The organism is Stagnimonas aquatica (genome assembly GCF_003730135.1).
Classification (GTDB): Bacteria; Pseudomonadota; Gammaproteobacteria; order Nevskiales; family Nevskiaceae; genus Stagnimonas; species Stagnimonas aquatica.
In genome coordinates this window covers 563668-580403 of sequence record NZ_RJVO01000002.1, presented here as the reverse complement: position 1 = coordinate 580403, position 16736 = coordinate 563668, and the positions used below count along the sequence as shown (strand labels likewise).

Sequence of the window (16736 nt, the reverse complement as noted above, 5' to 3'; positions counted from 1 at the left end):
CGGTGGCGGCGCGGCTTGCGGGGCCTGCTGTGGGCGTTGCAGGCGCTGTTGGTGCTGGCCGCGCTGCTGCTGGGGCTGGGCAATCTCTGGGTGGTCAACAACAGCAAGGCCTATGTCTACAGCAACTGGGCGGCGCTGCCGGAAAATGAAGTGGGGCTGGTGTTCGGCACCAGCCCCTACACCCGCGAAGGCCGAGGCAATCCGCACTTCAAGGGGCGTATCGCCGCCGCCGCCGAGCTTTACCAGCTTGGCAAGATCAAGCATCTGATCGTCTCCGGGGCCAATCCGGACGCCAGCTACAACGAGCCGCGCAAGATGTGGCAGGCACTGACCGCCGCCGGTGTGCCGGCTTCGGCGATCACCATGGACTTCGCCGGCTTTCGCACCTTGGACTCGGTCGCGCGCGCCCAGCACGTATTCGGCCTCGACCAGCTGACCCTCATCACCCAGGAATACCACGCCTACCGCGCGGTGTTCATTGGCAAGAAGCTGAAGATGCATCCCGTAGCCTACGCCGCGCCCGGAGAGGAGTCCGGCCCCGCCTTCCTGCCGTATGTGCGCGAAGTGCTGGCGCGCATGCAGGCGATCCTGGATCTGTTTCTGCTCGAGACCCAGCCGAAATTCCTCGGCGAGCCTCAGCGCCTGCCGCTGGAGCCTCCGGCGGTGCCGGAAGGCGCGGCGGCCAGCGCCAACCAGCCATAAAAAAAGGCCAGGCTTTTTGGGCCTGGCCGAATTCGCTCACACTCAAGGGGAGGGAAGAAGAGTGAGCGCTTGGAGCTGTTGCCCTCAGAAGGCGTACTTGATCGCGGCCTCGATGTTGTCGCGATCCCGGAGCAGGTTCTGCTGCCCTGCACCTACGTAGAGCGTGTAGCCAATTTCGCCGGAAAGCCCGGACAGATACGAAAAGCCCAGACTGGCGGTCAGCTGGCGCCGACCAGCGACGAAATTGCTGATCGGCGTCGGGCTGATGCCGTGCAGGTCGTGGTCCCAACGGAGCGTCGGCTTCAGGGCGATCGGGCCGATGGCGTTGTTGTAGTCAAAGCGCATCAGCAGCTTGTAGCCGTAGCTGGTGGCGGTGGCGTAGCCGTTGACCTGCTGCGGCACGCCCTGGCTGGCGGCGGTGGCGGCATCACCCGGCGTGTAGGTGCCCGGACCGTCGTAGCGCAGCACGCTCTGCGGCTCCATGTCGTGAACGTGGCTGACCGCCATTTCCAGCACGGCGATGGTCTGGTCGCTCTTGAGCAGGTCCGAGGGGCCGAACAGACGGGTCAGACCGACATCGAACTGGCTGACATCCTTGCGGCGCCAACCCCGCAGGTACTGGCCGCCCAGCGTCGCGCCGGCGACCGGATTGAGCTGGCTGGGAGCACCCAGGCCGGCGAGCAGCAGTTCGACGTCGTCGATCTGCAGCGGCTGGCCCTGCTTGTAGCTGTACTCGCCCTGGATCGACAGATCCCAGGGGATGGTGGTGTTGAACGAGAGGCCGTAAAGCTTGATGTCCTTCGGATACTCGGAGAAATAGCTGGCCGTGGTCGCCGGCGTGAGCCCGGCACCGGCCCGCGAGGTGCCGGAATACAGCGGCAGACGCGAGTGATAGTTGGCGCCGTAGAAGGCCAGCTCCATGTCGTTGAGCGCGGGGATGTTGAAGCGCAAGGCAGCGCCGTACTGGCCCTGGTTCTCCGGGGTGACATCGGCGGCGCGCGGCACGTAGCTGCCCACCGGGACGCACTGGTTGCCCGGGAACGGCGGCGCGCTGCAGGGCGTGCCCGCCACCGTGTTCTCGTCGGCGCGGCCGAAGCCAAGATTGACGGCGGTGCCGCCGATGCCGGCGAAGTCGTTGGTGGAGTAGAAGGTGCCGGAGGCGTCGATGATGGTCCGCTCCCAACGCAACTGGTAGAAGGCCTCCAGGTTGACGTTGTCGACGAGACTCACCGAGGCCCAGACCTGGTTGGTCGGGATGATCACTTCGTCCAGCTCGAAGCCAGGCACCCGCAGGCGGTTGGCGTCGAATGCCAGCAGGCTGTTGAGGCCGTGCAGTACCAGGGTGCTTTCACCCCAGTTCACCACCTGCCGGCCGACGCGCAGCGACATCGAGCGATCAGCGATCTGCTGCGTGGTGTAGACGTAGAGATCAAGCAGTTCAGCGTAGCGGCCGACATGCGCCGCGACGTCGCTGTCCTTCCGCTCGCGGTCCGCCTGGGTATAACCGCGCGTGGTCAGGCTGTCGTCGTAGTCGGCGGGGTTGAAGCGGTCGCCATAGGCCAGCGTCGGATTCCAGCCGAAGTTGCCGCGGGTGAACAGGCCGTAGTCGCCGTAGGTGAGCGAGAGGTCGGAAGTGAGCTTGATGCCGCTGGACACCACGTCGCCGTCATCGAAGGCGAGGTTGCCGTCGTCGCCATTGGTGGAAAAGGCCTCGCCGCCGTTGGCGATGCCGATCAGCTTGGGATCGCGCTTTTCCGCGCGCCACAGGCTGTAGACGGTGACCTTGCTGTCGAGCTGGGCGTGGACGCCCTGCCAGTCGTAGTCGAGCGCCTGGCTGTTGCGGCTGGCCATCAGGGCCAGGGCCACGGCGCTGAGCGTGAAGGCATGACGCAGGGCCTGCCGCCGGTGCGCCGTGAGCTGCTTGTGCTTGTGCATGATCTGATCTCCTCGATTCTTCATTCGGCGCTGCAGTTGCCGCCGGTGGGCAGGCAGGTGCCGTTGCTCTTCAGGAAGTTGGCGGTCTGCCGCTGCATTTCCTGGGTGGTGGCGGCGTTGATGTCAGACCCGCTGGGGTCGAGGATCGAACCGTGGTTGCCGGTGGTGAACACCGTCGCCACCGCCAGCTTGGCGCCGGTCCGGCGGGTGACGCTGGCCAGCGGCGGCGTCAGCGGGCCGACCACATCTAGGCCGAGGGTGGCGATCAAGGGATCGGTGCCCGACAGGTAGCCGGTGATGGTCACCAAGTCCGTGCTTGCGCCGGCGACGCCGGCATTGGCCGCGTTGGGCACCACGGTATCGCCCAGCACCTCGATCAGGTGCAGCGGGTGATTGGCCCTGGCGCTGGCGGCGAAATTGATCGGGTCGGCCGAATCCACCAGGGTCTGCGCGAAGCGCAGGAAGGTCTCGTAGGTATCGGTGCCTTCGATCACGCCGCTGGCAGCCAGGCCGGCGGAGATGCGCGGCCCGAAGCTCTTGGAGGCATCGAGCAGCTTGGCGATGCCGCCGCCCGGCATCGCCAGGGTCGCCGCGCCCACCGAGGTGTCCACGCCCAGGAAGCTGCCGCCGACGATGCCGCCCAGCGAGTGGCCGACGAAGCGCAGCTGGCTGGTGTCGATGTCCGGCGTGCCGTCGTGGTCGAGATCGAGATTGGCCAGCGACTTGCTCAGGGTCAGCAGATCCGAGGTCGCCTGCCGCAGGTTGTCGCGGCTGGTGATCAGGCTGCTGAGGTTGATGAAGTGGGTGCCGCTGCTGTCGGCCACGCCGTCCGGGCCCGGGGCGCCGGTGGTGTTGCTGACCAGGTCGAGGTCGAAGCTGCGTTCACCGGTCATCAGCCCGGCCGCCGGTGAGCCCGCAAACAACTGGTTCTGGTAGAACGGGCTGCTCGAGGCCAGGCCGTGCAAGGGCAGGTCGATGGCGACGGTGACGAAGCCCGCCGCCGCCAGCGCCGGCGCGATGGCCAGCATCTGGGTGCGGTTGCCGGTAATGCCGTGCTGGAAGATCACCACCGGCCAGCCGTTCTCCGGCTTGCTCTGGCCACTGTTGGCATTCGGTACCGCTACCAGCAGCGGCAGGGTCTCGTCGCTCTTCTTCAACGGCAGCGGGTAGCAGACCGTGGTCGAAACGCTGGGCGTGGCAGTCTGGCCGTCGGGCAGGGTGGCGCCGCTGGCGAAGGCGCCGCAGGGCACCTGACCAAGGAAGCTCGCGGCGAGGTCGGGCTTGGTCGGGTCGGCCGCCCAGAAGCCGGTCAGCGGTGCGGTGGATTGCCGGTTGCCGCCGCTATTGGCCAGGTAATAGGGCACCGTGACGATGCCGGCATAGATGTCGGCCACCGGCGGAGCGCCGATCACCGAGGTGTTCTGGCCGGTGTTCTGTACCGCGATGGTTCCGGCGCTGGCACCAGCCGCCAGGGCCTTGAGGGTCTTTTCAGTGGACTGGGTGGTGAAGCTCCAGGCCAGCACGATCTGATCCTCCGGGACGCCAGCGAGCTGGCCGAAGGCGGCGACCACCGGACGGATCAGCTGGCTGCGCAACTGCTCCAGGCCGGCCTTCTGGGCGCTGCTGTAGCTGGCCAGGATGGGTTCGGTCTGCTGCGCCACCGGGGTGCCCGAGCGCGCGACCCGGAACTGCGGGCTGGCGAACACACCCTTGCCCTGCGTGGTCTTGACGCCGTTCTTGAGCGCCACCAGGTAGCGGGTCGAGGGCGCCAGCGGCTTCAGCGGCTCGATCAGCACCCGCGAACGCTGCGAGCTGATCGGCAGCCCGGTGCCGTCCTTCGCGGGCGAGGGCTGGATGGTGAAGTCCACGCCGGCCTGCAGCAGCTGGCCGGTGGCGCTGTTGACGATCAGCAGGTTCTGGCTCACCGAGGCGAAGTCGACGAAGCCGAGGATGTCGAGAAACAGCGAGGCGGTGGTGGAGAAGCCGTCCTGCAGGTTCGCCGCCGTCACGAACGGCGCGTTGGAACCGTTCGGGATGTTCAGGGTCGGATCCTTGAAGCCCGAGAAGAAGCCGTCGAAAGGAAACGGCACCGTGGCGCTGTCGGTGGATTTGATCGGGATCGGGTCGAACAGCACCATCGAGTCGAAGGTCTGCGGCGTATCGCCGGAGCCGCCGGAAAGTTGGTCCTGGTTGCCGTTGCCGCCGCCACAGGCCGTCAGTACCGCCAGGGCAAGCGCAATTCCTGCGCCCCGCGCAAACCTCATTACTCGCATGGAAATCTCCTATCGCACCGGTCTATCCGGCCTTGTTTTGAGGAGCCCCCGGAAAAGTCGGGTGGCCCTGCACCGATAGGAGTCTCGGGAATGTGCGGATGCACAACCAGCGTGCACCGAGCCGCTGATATGCACGGAAATGTACCGCTGGTCAGGTGATCTCTGAGCTGACTGTCAGTTTCTGGATCAGCGGCGGTTCGAGGCAGACAGGCGGTAGGTCGGGGCTTAGTGACCGGCTTCGGCGATCAGTGCCCGGACCCGTTCCAGCCAGTCGCCCGGGCGGGCGATCAGGCGCAGCGGCAGGCGCCGGCGGACCACGTCTTCCAGCGTGCGCGCGCCCTCGTCGCGGACGGCCAGGATCACCTCCGCCGCGATGAACGGCGCATCCGGCAGCAGCCGCGCCGACCAGGCCGCTTGCTCTTCGAGCAGGGCATGGATGCGCGCCACCCGGGTGCCGTGGCGCAGGCTTAGTGAGCGGGCGATGTCGGCGTCGAGGCCGCGTGCGCGCAGCGCCGACATCGCCTCTGCCTGCCAGCCGGTGAAGTCGCCAAGCAGGACGGAATGCCGTGCCGAATCCTCGTGCAGACCGCCGGGGGCGCCGGGCAGCGGATAGCGGTGGCTCAGGCTCTCCCGGTGCGGGCGCCCGAGCATTTGCAGCACGTGGTCGACGATCTCCGCCGCGTCGCAGCGGCCGGTGGTGTACTTGCCGCCGATCGGCCAGATCAGGCCCGGGCGCGGCTGGCTGACCAGGAATTCGCGGGTCTGCGCCGACAGGCTTTCGGCCTCTTCCGCCTGCAAGGTGCGGGCGCCGGCGAAGGCGCCGAGCACATCGTCCTCGCGCCAGCCCAGGCCGGGCAGCAGGGCGTTCACCGCGTCCAGTAGGTAGCGGCTTTCGGCCTCGGTGACCTGCGCCTGCGCCGGATCGGCGATGGCCGATTCGGTGGTGCCGACCAGGGTGCGACCCTGCCAGGGAATCACGAAGAACACCCGGCCGTCCTGCGGCGCGGTGAGCAGGAAGGCGTCGTCCAGGCCGGCGATGGCCGGCAGCACCAGGTGGATGCCCTTGACCAGCTTCACCTTTGGCGCTTCCGCTCCCAGTGCGCCGGCGCTGAGCGCGGCGGCCCAGGGACCGGCGGCGTTTACGGTGACGCCGGCCTCCAGGTCGAAATGCTCGCCACTGTCGCCATCGAGCAGGCGGGCGCCGCGAATCCGCCCGCCTTGTTCGAGCAGCGCCTCGGCGGCGACGCCATTGGCACAGACCGCGCCGGCGGCCTGCGCGGCGGCGACCACCACCATGGTCATGCGGGCGTCGTCTTCCTGGCAGTCGCCGTAGCGCAGGCCGCCCTTCAGGCCCTCGGCGGCCAGGTAGGGATGATCGGCGAGCATCTGCGCGCGGCCGAAGGACTTGTAGCGCGGCACTGGCTGCTTGCCGGTGGCGAGGAAGTCATAGAGCGTCAGCCCGGCCAGCAGTTGCAGCCGGCCGACCCGCGAATGCGCCCAGACCGGCACCCGGAAGTTGAGCGGCCGCACCAGATGCGGTGCGATCTCCGACAGCACCCGCCTCTCGGCCAGTGCGTGGCGCACCAGCTTGAACTCGTAGTGTTCCAGGTAGCGCAGGCCGCCGTGGATCAGCTTCGACGACGACTGCGAGGTGCCGCAGCCCCAGTCGTTTTTCTCCACCAGCGCCACCTTGAGCCCGCGCAGCGCCGCGTCGTAGGCGGTCCAGGCGCCGTAGATGCCGCCGCCGATCACCAGCAGGTCGAAACGGCCGGACTTCAGGCCGGCGAGATTGCGGACCAGCGGAAAGGCAGCGGGCATGGTGTCGGGTCTGTGGAAGGGGTTTAGCGGTACACCAGTTCGATGTCGAAGCGCCCGCGCGGTTGCCGGTGCAGCTTGATGAAGCTCTGGGCGATCAGGTGCGGATCGAAGTGCGTGCCCGGCTGCACGAAGCCGTGCACGGTCACGGTGGCCACGTGGATGCCGCTGACGCCGAGATCCTGTGCCAGGGTCTGGGTGAGATTGCGCAACGCCGCCTTGCCCAGCGACAGCGAGGCGAAGTCGGTGGAGGGCTGGTCGGCGATGCCGCCGCCGGTGAACAGCAGGCTGCCGCCGCCGCGCACCCGCATCTCCGGCGCCAGCGTCTGCACGCAGACCAGCGCACCGGCGACGTTGGCGCGGAACTCGCGCACCAGTTGCTCGACATCGAGCGCGCTGGGGCGGGCGCGCTGCACGTCGGCGACGTTGTAGATCAGCACCCGCGCCGGCCCGAGATCGAGCTGGGCCGCGCGCAGGCTGCTGCGCAGCGCCTCGGCGTCGCTGGCGTCGGCGCCGTAGGCGCGTGCCTCGCGGCCGGTGGTCCAGGCGATCTCGGTGGTCTGCGCCACCAGCCGTTCCGGCCGGCGTGCCACCAGGGCGATGTTGTAGCCCTCCCGGGCGAAGGCCAGGGCGCAGGCCTGACCGATGCCACGGCCGGCGCCGACCACGATGCAGGATTCGTTCATGAGCGATCCGGGTTCAGTTGGGTGCAGGCAAATTCCAGCGCCTCCCGCAGGATGCCGGCCTCGGTTTCGGAAAGCAGCCCCAGGCGCTCGGCGTTGTCGATGCGCGCCGCCTCGGTCGCCGGCGGCGGTTCCATCTGCGCCAGTTGCAGTCGGCGCAGGCTCGGCTCCAGGGCCTGCAAGGCCTGCACCCGGGCATCCAGGGCCAGCAGCCCGGGATGCGCTGGCAGCCGGTTCAGCAGGCGTGCGCGCAGCGCGGGTTCGCGCAGCAGGCACAGGGCTGCGGCCTCGCCCTCGGCGGCGCTTGCTTCCCGACTGCCGGAGCCGGGGGGCAGCACCAGCGCCCGCAGCAGCCCTCGCAGCAGCGGCTGAGGTAGCTCGCGCAGGGCGGCAAGCAGACGGCGTTCCAGCTGGCAATGGCTGTCCTGGCTGAGCAGGCGCAGCAGCGGCCGCTCAAGGCGTGGCGCGGGCGCGCTCGCGTGCCAGGCCAGGGCCGCGTGTAGCCCGGCCAGATGCAGTACCGCCGCCGAATAGGCAGCGTCGAAGCCGGGGCTCAGGCGCTGGCTCAGTTGCAGCAGCAGGCGCAGGTCGGTGAGCACTGCTACCCGACTGCTCGCCAGCGCTGCGCGCTGGCGCTGGCGGCGCAAGGCTTCGTCGCCCTCGGCGGGGATCAGCAGGCCCAGGCTGAGGCTGCCGACCAGGGCGCGGGTCAGCTGGCTGAGCCCGTGGCCGATGAATTGCCAGAGCGCCTCATCGAAGGCGATCAACCGCTGTGCCGGCGAGACTTCGCGCGCCGCCGCCCACAGCGCCAGGCCGGGGCCGTGCACCTGGGCGCAGCGCTCGGCGAGGTCGGCCGGGTCGGCACTGGCGGCGGCGGTCCAGTCCAGACTGGCGTCCGGGGCGCGGCCGCGCAGGGTGCAGGTGGCCTGCGCCAGGGGCCAGGCCTGGCGCGCACGCAGCCTCTCGGCGGCGCAGTCCAGGCCGTCGTCCAGCAGACGCGGATCGTGGTGGTCGAGGGCGGCAGCGCCATACAGCAGCGCGGCCATCCGCGCCTGCGCGGGCTTGGCGCCGCTGGGCTGGCAAGGATGCCGCAGGCGGGCCGCCAAGGCGGCCGCCAGGGCCTCGGTGCGCAAGTCGGCGTCAGGACTGGCCGTCGGGGGCGACGCCGGCAGACGCAGTTCCCAGTCCCCCTCCAGAAGGCCGGCGGCGGGCCCGGCGCCGTTGTGCGGCAGCGCCGGTGGCAGGCGCTCCAGCAGGCGTTCCAGCAGCGGTCGGCTGAGCCATTCCTGGCGCAGGGCCGGCACGTTCAATGGCACGAACAGCAACAGGTAGAGCAGGAGCAGCAGGACGAAACCGCCGGAGGATTCGCCCAGCCAGCCGTAGAGCAGCACGGTCACGCCGACCAGACCGGTGGCGGTCTGCAAGGGCACGGCCCGGTAGGCGAGCAGGCCGGCGAGGCCTAGGAAGACGATCAGCCAGAACATTTCTAGGGGTGCTGGGCTCTGTGGACGGGGCCGGAGAAGTAAACTGCGTGCCTGCGTATTCTCGCCGATCAACATCAGGCTGCTGCTGAATGACCGAATCCGCTCGTCACTATTCCCGCGCCGACCGCCTCGTTCAGGGCTTTGCCGACGGTCTGCGCGCCCTGAGTCCCGCCGCATCGAGGCCGCTGCCGGCCGCCATCTCGGAGCCGCTCAGCGATGGCGAACGCCAGGCTGCGGCCAGTCTGATGCGGATCAACCATGCCGGTGAAGTCGCCGCCCAGGGCCTCTACCACGGCCAGGCGCTGGTGGCGCGCGATCCCGAACTACGCCGGCACCTGCTCGACGCTGCCCGCGAGGAGCGCGACCACCTGCACTGGTGCGCCGAGCGTCTGCAGCAGCTGCAGGATCACCCCAGCCGGCTGTCGCCGTTCTGGTACGCCGGCTCGGTCGCCATCGGCGCCCTGGCCGGTCTGAGCGGTGATCGGCGCAGCCTCGGCTTCGTCGCCGAGACCGAGCGCCAGGTCAGCGCCCACCTGCAGGAGCATCTGCAACGCCTGCCGGAAGCCGACCGCGCCTCGCGGGCCGTGGTGCAGGCCATGAAGGCCGACGAGGAGCGCCACGGTGCCGAAGCCCTGGCCGCCGGCGGCGCGCTGCCGCCAGCGCCGGTACGCGGCCTGATGCAGGCGGTGGCGGGGCTGATGAAATTCGGCGCGACCCGCTTCTAGCCGATGCGCCAGCCTCGACAGCGCCAGGCATGGCCGACCGGGGTCCTCGTGGCAAGCTGGTCCCGCATTCGAAAGCTTGGGGTGCCCACCGTGACGACAGGCAATAAACCGCGACCGCAGGGTCTCCCGCCAGGGCGGAGCGCGGCAGGCACCGCCGGCGGCGGCCGTGCGCCCTTGGCCTGCCTGCTGCTCTGGCTGGCGGTGGCGCAGGCGGGCCCTGCCGCTGCGGCCGGCGGCGCCTGTGCCAGTGCCCACCCGCAGGCAACCCAGACCTGCATCGCGGTACTGGCCGAGGGTGGCAACGCCTTCGACGCCGCCGTCGCCACCTCGGCGATGCTGGCGGTGGCCGAACCTTTCGGTTCCGGCATCGGCGGGGGTGGCTTTTTCCTGCTGCGGACCCAGGACCGGGAAGTTTTTCTGGACGGCCGCGAGCGCGCGCCGCTGGCGGCCAGCGCCGGCATGTACCGCGACGACCAGGGCAAGGCCATTGCCAGGAAATCGCTCACCGGCATGCTCGCTGTCGCCGTGCTGCACCAGCCGGCTCTGCTGGCGCACACCGCCGAGCACTACGGCACGCGGCCGCTAGCGCAGTTGCTGGCACCGGCGGTACGCGCCGCCCGCGAAGGCGTGGTGGTGGACTGGCGACTGGCCAGGGAAATCGCCGGCAACTACCCGCGCATGGATGCCGCGATGCGCGTGGTGTTCGCACCCCAGGGCCAGCCGCTGGCGGCCGGCGAGAGGCTGGTGCAGGCCGATCTCGCCGACAGTCTGGAGCGCTTCGGCCGCAACGGCCTGGACGAATTCCGGCGGGGCGAGACCGCGCGCAAGCTGTTGGCCGGCGTGCGCGCCGGTGGCGGTATCTGGGCGCCGGCTGATCTGGAGCGGATGCAGGTGAGCGAGCGTGCGCCGCTGGTGGGCCAGTTCCGCGACTACCGCGTGGTCACCGCGCCGCCGCCCTCGGCCGGTGGTGCCGCCATTCTCGAAAGCCTGGGCCTGCTGGAAGCGCGCGGCTTCCTCAGTCTGGACGGCGTCGAGTCGAAGCATCTGGTGATCGAGGCGCTGCGCCGCGCCTATCGGGACCGCAATCAGTATTTCGGCGATCCCGACTTCGTGAGCGTGCCGCTGGCACGGCTGCTGTCGACCTCCTACCTGCGGCGCCTGGCCGCCGGCATCGGCGCGCAGGCCACGCCCAGCCGCGAGCTGCCGGCCGCCGACGCTGGCAGCGAGGGCGGTCAGACCACGCATTTCTCGGTACTCGACGGTGCCGGCAACCGCGTCGCGGGCACGCAGTCGCTGAACCTGTTCTTCGGCGCCGCCGCGATGGCGCCGGGCACCGGCATCGTGCTCAACGACGAGATGGACGACTTCTCCGCCGCGCCCGATGCCGCCAACGCCTACGGTCTGGCCGGCAGCGCCGCCAATGCCATCGCGCCCGGCAAGCGGCCGCTGTCGAGCATGGCGCCGACCTTCGTCGACGGTCCGCGCGGGACGCTGGTGATCGGCACGCCGGGCGGCTCGCGCATCCCCAGCATGGTGCTGCTCGGCATCCTCCGCTTCAGCGAGGGCGCCAGCGCCGGCGAGATCGTCGCGACGCGGCGCTTCCACCACCAATGGCTGCCGGATACGGTGTTCTTCGAGCCACAGGCGCTGAGCGCCGACGAGCAGGCCGGCTTGTCGGCCAGGGGCCATGCGCTGAAGGCGCTGGACGAGCCCTACGGCAATCTGCAGGTGATCGTGTCCGATCCCCGCGCCGGGCGCCTGGAAGCGGCGGCGGACCCGCGCTGGGTGGGTACTGCGGCGACGGTGCCCTGAGCTGGTTTGCGGCTAGAGCGCGGGAGCGATCTCGACGACCAGGCCTTCCAGCGCCTCGCTCATCGGAATCTGGCAGGACAGCCGCGAGCCGGGTTTGAGCGGCACCAGGTCGCCGATCGCTTCCAGCATCAGTTGCTCGTCTTCGGTCTTGGGCGGCAGCTTGTCCAGCCAGGCGGCATCGACGTAGACGTGGCAGGTGCCACAAGAGCAGGCGCCGCCGCAGGTGCCCTCGACGCCGATGTTGGCATCGCGCAGGGCCTCCATCAGCGGGCAGCCGCTCAGGGCCTCCAGCTTGCTCTCGCCGCCATCACGGCCGATCAGCTTCACCACTGCCATTTTTCCAACTCCATTCAAAGTGAAGCCTCCGTGCCGGCGGCCGGCACGGAGGCGTTTGTACCAGCTTCTCCGGCTCAGGCGGAAGCGTCGTCGAGCTTCGGTTTCTCGACGTAGAACTGCTTGAACCACTTGCGGAACGGGAAGATCGGGCCGTCGCCGTCGCAGAGCAGCGGATTGGGGCGGTAGCGCTTGTTGTTCCAGACGATGAAGTCAACGCTCTCGAAGCCCGCGCTCTCCTCGCCCTCGGCGGCGCCGATCATGTGGTCGATCTGCTTCTTGGTGAACGCCAGCTCCGGAGTGCCCGCCGGGAAGTCGACGTGGCGGAACGACATGTTCATCTGGCTCTTGTCGTGCGAGACCGGCACCGTGTACGAGAGCATGGTCGCGGTGATGGCCTTGCCGGTCACCGGGTCCTTCTGGGTGAAGCGCATGACGTTGAGGCCGGGGCCGTAGCTGTCGCCAACGATGTAGCCCTGGCCGATGTTGATGCGCATCGTCGGGCCGTTATAGGTGGCTTCGACCGGCGGGATGATCGGCGCGTTGTGCAGGAACTTCAGGTGCGCGACGTCGACGCCGTTCTCGGCGATTTCCTGGATGCAGGTATTCGCGCTCCAGCTGCCACGGCGGCTGCCGGTATAACCGGTGGCGTCCTCGATCTCCGGAACATAGGGCAGCTCGAAGGAGGGCTCCTCGCAGGCCGGGTGATACCAGGACCAGATCATCCCGTACTTCTCGACCGTCGGCAGCGCGCGCAGGATCGGCCCTTTCTTGGTGATCGGCGGCATCACCTTGGCGTAGGGGATGGCCTTGCAGTTGCCTTCGGTGTCGTATTCCCAGTGGTGGAAGGGGCAGCGCAGGTGCTCGCCGCAGACCTTGCCGCCGTGGCCCATGTGGGCGCCGAGGTGCGGGCAGTAGGGGTCGGTGACGCCCGGCTTGCCGCTTTCGGAGCGGAACAGCACCCATTCCTGCCCGAACACGAAGATGTTGCGCAGCTCGCCCGGCTTGAGGTTTTCGGAGTAGTCGATGAAATACCAGCCGACCGGGACCGGGAACGGGGCGCGCTCCAGGCTCTGTGATTCGAGAAGCATCTTCAGATTGATGGCGCCCATGACGTCGGTATCTCCTGTTGCCTGATCTGGGTATGGCCCATGGCCTGCCGGGCCTTGCTGGGTACGGCATGGTGGCGTGCCGGATCGGGCCAGTCCTCGTCCATTTAGGTTATGAGAAGGCCTTCCATTTACTCGCCGGCGCCGGGGCGCGCAGGTGCGGCGCTCAAGCGGGATTCGCCGTCCCCGGGTCGAGCTGGCGTCGGCTCTTGAAGTGCCGCTCCGCACCGGTCAGAGGGTCGGCGAAGCGCACCGCGCGCGCCAGCAGTTGCAGCGGGTGGCGGTAGTCGTCCTCCAGCGCCGGCCGCAGTTCGGGATAGAAGCTGTCGTTGACGATGGGCGCGCCCAGGGCCGCGAGGTGGACGCGCAACTGGTGCTTGCGGCCGGTGAGCGGCTGTAGGCGGTAGCGGCTCAGGCCCTGGCCCAGAACCTCCTGGGTTTCGATCAGTGTCTCGCTGTTGGCCTCGCCTTCGGCTTCGCGCATGCGGAAGAAGGGTTCGCCCTCGAGCAGCCGGCTGCGGTGCCGCAGCGGCAGGGGCAATCCGGGCAGGCTGGGCGCCAGTGCTTCGTAGACCTTTTCCACGGCGCGGGTGGGGAACAGTTGCTGGTAGCGCCCCCGGGTTTCCGGGTTGACCGAGAACAGCACCAGGCCGGCGGTGCCTCGGTCGAGCCGGTGCAGCGGCACCAGTCCGTCCAGCCCGAGTTCGCGCTTGAGCCGCACCAGCAGGGTCTGTTGCAGAAAACGGCCGGCCGGGATCACCGGCAGGAAGTGCGGTTTGTCCACCACCAGCAGCTGCGCGTCGCGATGGATCAGCTCGGCCTGGAACGGGATTTCCGGCTCGCTTTCCAGTTCCCGGTAGTAGTAGAGCGCGCCGCCGGCCTGATAGGGCTGCTCCGGGTGCAGGGTCTCGCCGTTCTGCCGCCGCAGCTCGCCACGCGCGGCCCGCGCCAGCCAGGTTTCTGCGGCGACCTCGGGAAAGCGCTCGCGCAGGAAATCGGCGAGTCGTGGCCAGGCGCCGCCGGGCAGCGCGATGCTGCTGGGGCCGACGCCATCACGGACGGGCAGGGGAGCGTTCAACGGCAGGAGTTGGTGTGACCACGGCGGGGTGCCCAGCCTAGCGGGTTCCGGCGATGGTCGCGGAGCCCGGTCGGTGCCAATCGTTGTCGGCCGCCCTTGGGTTTTTCGCCGGCGGTCCCCATAGCTGCTATCTCCGCCACTCCCGTTCAAGGACGATCCCATGGAACACAGACAGCTCGGCCGCTCCGGCCTCAAGGTGCCGGTCCTCAGCCTCGGCACCGGCACCTTCGGCGGTGTCGGCAGCATGTTCAGCAAATGGGGCGCCACCGATGTCGCCGAAGCGCGCCGCCTGGTCGATGTCTGTCTGGAGGCCGGACTCAATTTCTTCGACACCGCCGATGTCTACTCCGGCGGCGCCTCCGAGCAGATTCTCGGGCAGGCCCTGCAAGGCCGGCGCGATCAGGTGCTGATCTCCACCAAGGCCACCTTCAGCACGGGCGGCGGTCCCAACGACAAGGGCTCCTCGCGCCACCACCTGATCCGCGCCTGCGAGGCCAGTCTCAAGCGGCTGGGGACCGACTACATCGACCTCTACTTCATGCACGGCTACGACGCGCTGACGCCGGTGGAGGAAACCCTGCGCGCGCTCGACGACCTGATCACCGCCGGCAAGATCCGCTATCTGGGTTGCTCCAACTTCTCCGGCTGGCATGTCATGAAGTCACTGGCCAGCTCCGAGCGCTACGGCCTGGGCCGCTATGTCGCCTACCAGGGCTATTACTCGCTGATCGGCCGCGACTACGAGTGGGAGCTGATGCCGCTGGCCCTGGAGCAGGGCCTGGGCACCATGGTCTGGAGTCCGCTCGGCTGGGGCCGGCTCACCGGCAAGATCCGGCGCGGCCAGCCGCCGGCGGCCGGCCGCATCCAGCAGGGCGGCGCCGAGGGCGGGCCGATCGTCGAGGACGACTACCTGTATCAGGTGGTCGATGCGCTCGACGCCATCGCCGCCGAAACCGGCAAGACCGTGCCGCAGGTGGCGCTCAACTGGCTGCTGCAACGGCCCAGCGTTGCCAACATCGTCGTCGGCGCCCGCAACGAGGAGCAGCTGCGGCAGAACCTCGGCGCCCTGGGCTGGACCCTGAGTGCCGAGCAGGTGGCGCGGCTGGATGCCGCCAGCCAGCGCACGCCGATCTACCCCTACTGGCACCAGCGCGGCTTCAACGAGCGCAATCCCAAGCCGACAAGCTGGTAAGCGCCGACCGCAGATGCCGTCTGGTCGTCATCGGCAGTTGCTAGACTCCGTCTGCACCAATTCTTCACCTCCTAAGCCCCGCAAACCATGTCTTCCCGTCAAACCCCCGGCCTCGGCCCCCTGCCGAGTCTGATCTTCTCTTCCCGCTGGCTGCAGTTGCCCCTTTATCTGGGCCTGATCGTCGCCCAGGGCGTCTATGTGGTGCTGTTCTGCAAGGAGCTCTGGCACCTCATCCACGGCGCCTTCGAGCTCAACGAGCAGCAGGTGATGCTGATCGTGCTGGCGCTGATCGACGTGGTGATGATCTCCAACCTGCTGATGATGGTGATCGTCGGCGGCTACGAGACCTTCGTGTCGCGCCTGCGGCTGGAAAACCACCCCGACCAGCCGGAATGGCTGAGCCATGTGAACGCCTCGGTGCTCAAGGTGAAGCTGGCGATGGCGATCATCGGCATCTCCTCCATCCATCTGCTCAAGACCTTCATCGAGGCCGGCAGCCTGGGCGCGCTGCCGCTGTGCTCGACGGTGGCCGCCGGGGTGAAGTGCACCACCACCACCGAGGTGGGCGTGATGTGGCAGACCATCATCCACATGGCCTTCATCGCTTCCGCCATCGGCATCGCCTGGACCGACCGGATCATGGGCGGCGGCATCGCCCACGCCAAGGCCGAGGGCAAGCACTGAGCCGGTGCCGCGCCGGCCGGGCCGCCCAAGGATGAGCAAGACCATCCTGGTGGTCGGCGCCTCCTCCGGTCTGGGCCGAGCCTGCGCGCAGGCGCTCGCGGAAGCCGGGCACCGGGTCTACGCCGCCAGCCGCCGACCGCCGCGCGACCTCGCCGGCTGCAAGCCGCTGGCGCTGGACGTGGACCGCGAGGACAGCGTGCAGGCCGCCATCACCTGGCTGCTGGCCGCCGAGCCGCGCATCGACGTACTCATCAACTGCGCCGGCTTCGGCATCGCCGGCGCCATCGAGGACAGCAGCAGCGCCGAGGCGCAGGCGCAGTTCGAGACCAATTTCTTCGGTGCCGTGCGGGTGACCCGCGCCCTGCTGCCGCAGTTTCGCGCGCAGGCCGGCGGGCTGATCGTGCAGGTCGGCTCGCTGGTGACGCAGTTGCCGGTGCCGTTCCAGGCCTATTACTGCGCCAGCAAGGCGGCGCTGGAATCCTGGGCGGAAGCACTGCGCTTCGAGCTGGCGCCGTTTGGGATCGCCGTGGTCTGCATCGAGCCGGGCAACTTCGCCACCGGCTTCACCGCCCAGCGCCGACGGGTGCAGGGCTGGACCGCCAGCTCGCCCTACGCCGCCCGCTGCGAGGCCTCGGTGGGCTGGATGGAGGAGGACGAGCGCAAAGGGCTGGACCCTCGGCGCTTCGTCGGCCAGGTGCTGAAACTGGTCGAGCATCCCCGACCGGTGTTTCGTCATCTGGCCATCGCCCCCATCGAGCGCCTGGCGCTGTGGCTGCGCGCGCTGTTACCGCAGCGCTGGTACGAGCGGCTGTTCCGGCGGCTATTTCACGCCCACTGATCGGCGTCGACGGATCTTTCTCTCCCGGCCGCCGATCTGCGGCTGAATCCGGCGCCTGGCTGCGCTAAGGTGC

General features: G+C 68.9%; 14 protein-coding genes. 6 read left to right on the top strand and 8 right to left on the bottom strand.

Annotated elements, in window-relative coordinates; translation table 11 throughout:
* Positions 1-15: 15 nt before the first annotated feature.
* The gene (locus ED208_RS07115; protein ID WP_233574897.1) at positions 16-702 is read left to right on the top strand and encodes a SanA/YdcF family protein; all 687 of its coding nucleotides are present in this window, start codon (positions 16-18) and stop codon (positions 700-702) included.
* Positions 703-786: 84 nt separating this feature from the next.
* Here the strand turns inward: ED208_RS07115 and ED208_RS07110 are convergent, their stop codons facing one another.
* The 5 genes from ED208_RS07110 to ED208_RS07090 form a co-directional block, all read right to left on the bottom strand.
* Positions 787-2637 carry a DUF1302 domain-containing protein gene (locus tag ED208_RS07110; RefSeq protein WP_158608476.1) on the bottom strand — a complete coding sequence of 617 codons (1851 nt, stop codon included), beginning with the start codon at positions 2635-2637 and terminating at the stop codon, positions 787-789.
* A gap of 20 nt (positions 2638-2657) precedes the next feature.
* A complete protein-coding gene (locus tag ED208_RS07105) occupies positions 2658-4910 on the bottom strand; it encodes an alpha/beta hydrolase (protein WP_233574892.1) in 2253 nt (750 codons plus the stop codon).
* Between the two features lie 225 nt (positions 4911-5135).
* The gene (locus tag ED208_RS07100) at positions 5136-6728 is read right to left on the bottom strand and encodes a glycerol-3-phosphate dehydrogenase/oxidase (RefSeq protein WP_123211171.1); all 1593 of its coding nucleotides are present in this window, start codon (positions 6726-6728) and stop codon (positions 5136-5138) included.
* Positions 6729-6751: 23 nt separating this feature from the next.
* Positions 6752-7411, bottom strand: coding sequence for an SDR family NAD(P)-dependent oxidoreductase (locus ED208_RS07095; protein ID WP_123211170.1), 660 nt, complete (start codon positions 7409-7411; stop codon positions 6752-6754).
* Positions 7408-8892 (bottom strand): acyl-CoA dehydrogenase domain-containing protein, encoded by a 1485-nt coding sequence (locus ED208_RS07090; RefSeq protein WP_148044709.1) that lies wholly within the window; start codon positions 8890-8892, stop codon positions 7408-7410. Before ED208_RS07090 ends, ED208_RS07095 begins: the two co-directional genes overlap by 4 nt.
* An 89-nt stretch (positions 8893-8981) precedes the next feature.
* Here ED208_RS07090 and coq7 point away from each other — a divergent pair, with 89 nt between their 5' ends.
* Entirely contained in the window at positions 8982-9617 is a 636-nt protein-coding gene (gene coq7, locus ED208_RS07080; RefSeq protein ID WP_123211168.1) for a 2-polyprenyl-3-methyl-6-methoxy-1,4-benzoquinone monooxygenase, read from the top strand.
* 174 nt (positions 9618-9791) lie between these two features.
* A complete protein-coding gene (ggt, locus tag ED208_RS07075) occupies positions 9792-11429 on the top strand; it encodes a gamma-glutamyltransferase (protein WP_199720534.1) in 1638 nt (545 codons plus the stop codon).
* Between the two features lie 12 nt (positions 11430-11441).
* Here the strand turns inward: ggt and ED208_RS07070 are convergent, their stop codons facing one another.
* The 3 genes from ED208_RS07070 to ED208_RS07060 all read right to left on the bottom strand — a co-directional run bounded on the left by ED208_RS07070 (position 11442) and on the right by ED208_RS07060 (position 13949).
* Positions 11442-11765, bottom strand: a complete 324-nt coding sequence (locus ED208_RS07070) for a 2Fe-2S iron-sulfur cluster-binding protein (RefSeq protein ID WP_123211166.1) — start codon at positions 11763-11765, stop codon at positions 11442-11444.
* 74 nt (positions 11766-11839) lie between these two features.
* The gene (locus tag ED208_RS07065; protein ID WP_123211165.1) at positions 11840-12874 is read right to left on the bottom strand and encodes a Rieske 2Fe-2S domain-containing protein; all 1035 of its coding nucleotides are present in this window, start codon (positions 12872-12874) and stop codon (positions 11840-11842) included.
* Positions 12875-13037: 163 nt separating this feature from the next.
* Entirely contained in the window at positions 13038-13949 is a 912-nt protein-coding gene (locus tag ED208_RS07060) for a pseudouridine synthase (RefSeq protein WP_233574890.1), read from the bottom strand.
* Between the two features lie 160 nt (positions 13950-14109).
* Here ED208_RS07060 and ED208_RS07055 point away from each other — a divergent pair, with 160 nt between their 5' ends.
* The 3 genes from ED208_RS07055 (at position 14110) to ED208_RS07045 (ending at position 16663) form a co-directional block, all read left to right on the top strand.
* Positions 14110-15141: an aldo/keto reductase gene (locus tag ED208_RS07055; RefSeq protein ID WP_123211163.1), complete on the top strand. Its 1032-nt coding sequence runs from the start codon at positions 14110-14112 to the stop codon at positions 15139-15141.
* 87 nt (positions 15142-15228) lie between these two features.
* Positions 15229-15825, top strand: a complete 597-nt coding sequence (locus ED208_RS07050; RefSeq protein ID WP_123211162.1) for a TIGR00645 family protein — start codon at positions 15229-15231, stop codon at positions 15823-15825.
* A gap of 31 nt (positions 15826-15856) precedes the next feature.
* Positions 15857-16663, top strand: a complete 807-nt coding sequence (locus tag ED208_RS07045; protein ID WP_123211161.1) for an SDR family oxidoreductase — start codon at positions 15857-15859, stop codon at positions 16661-16663.
* Positions 16664-16736: the final 73 nt, after the last annotated feature.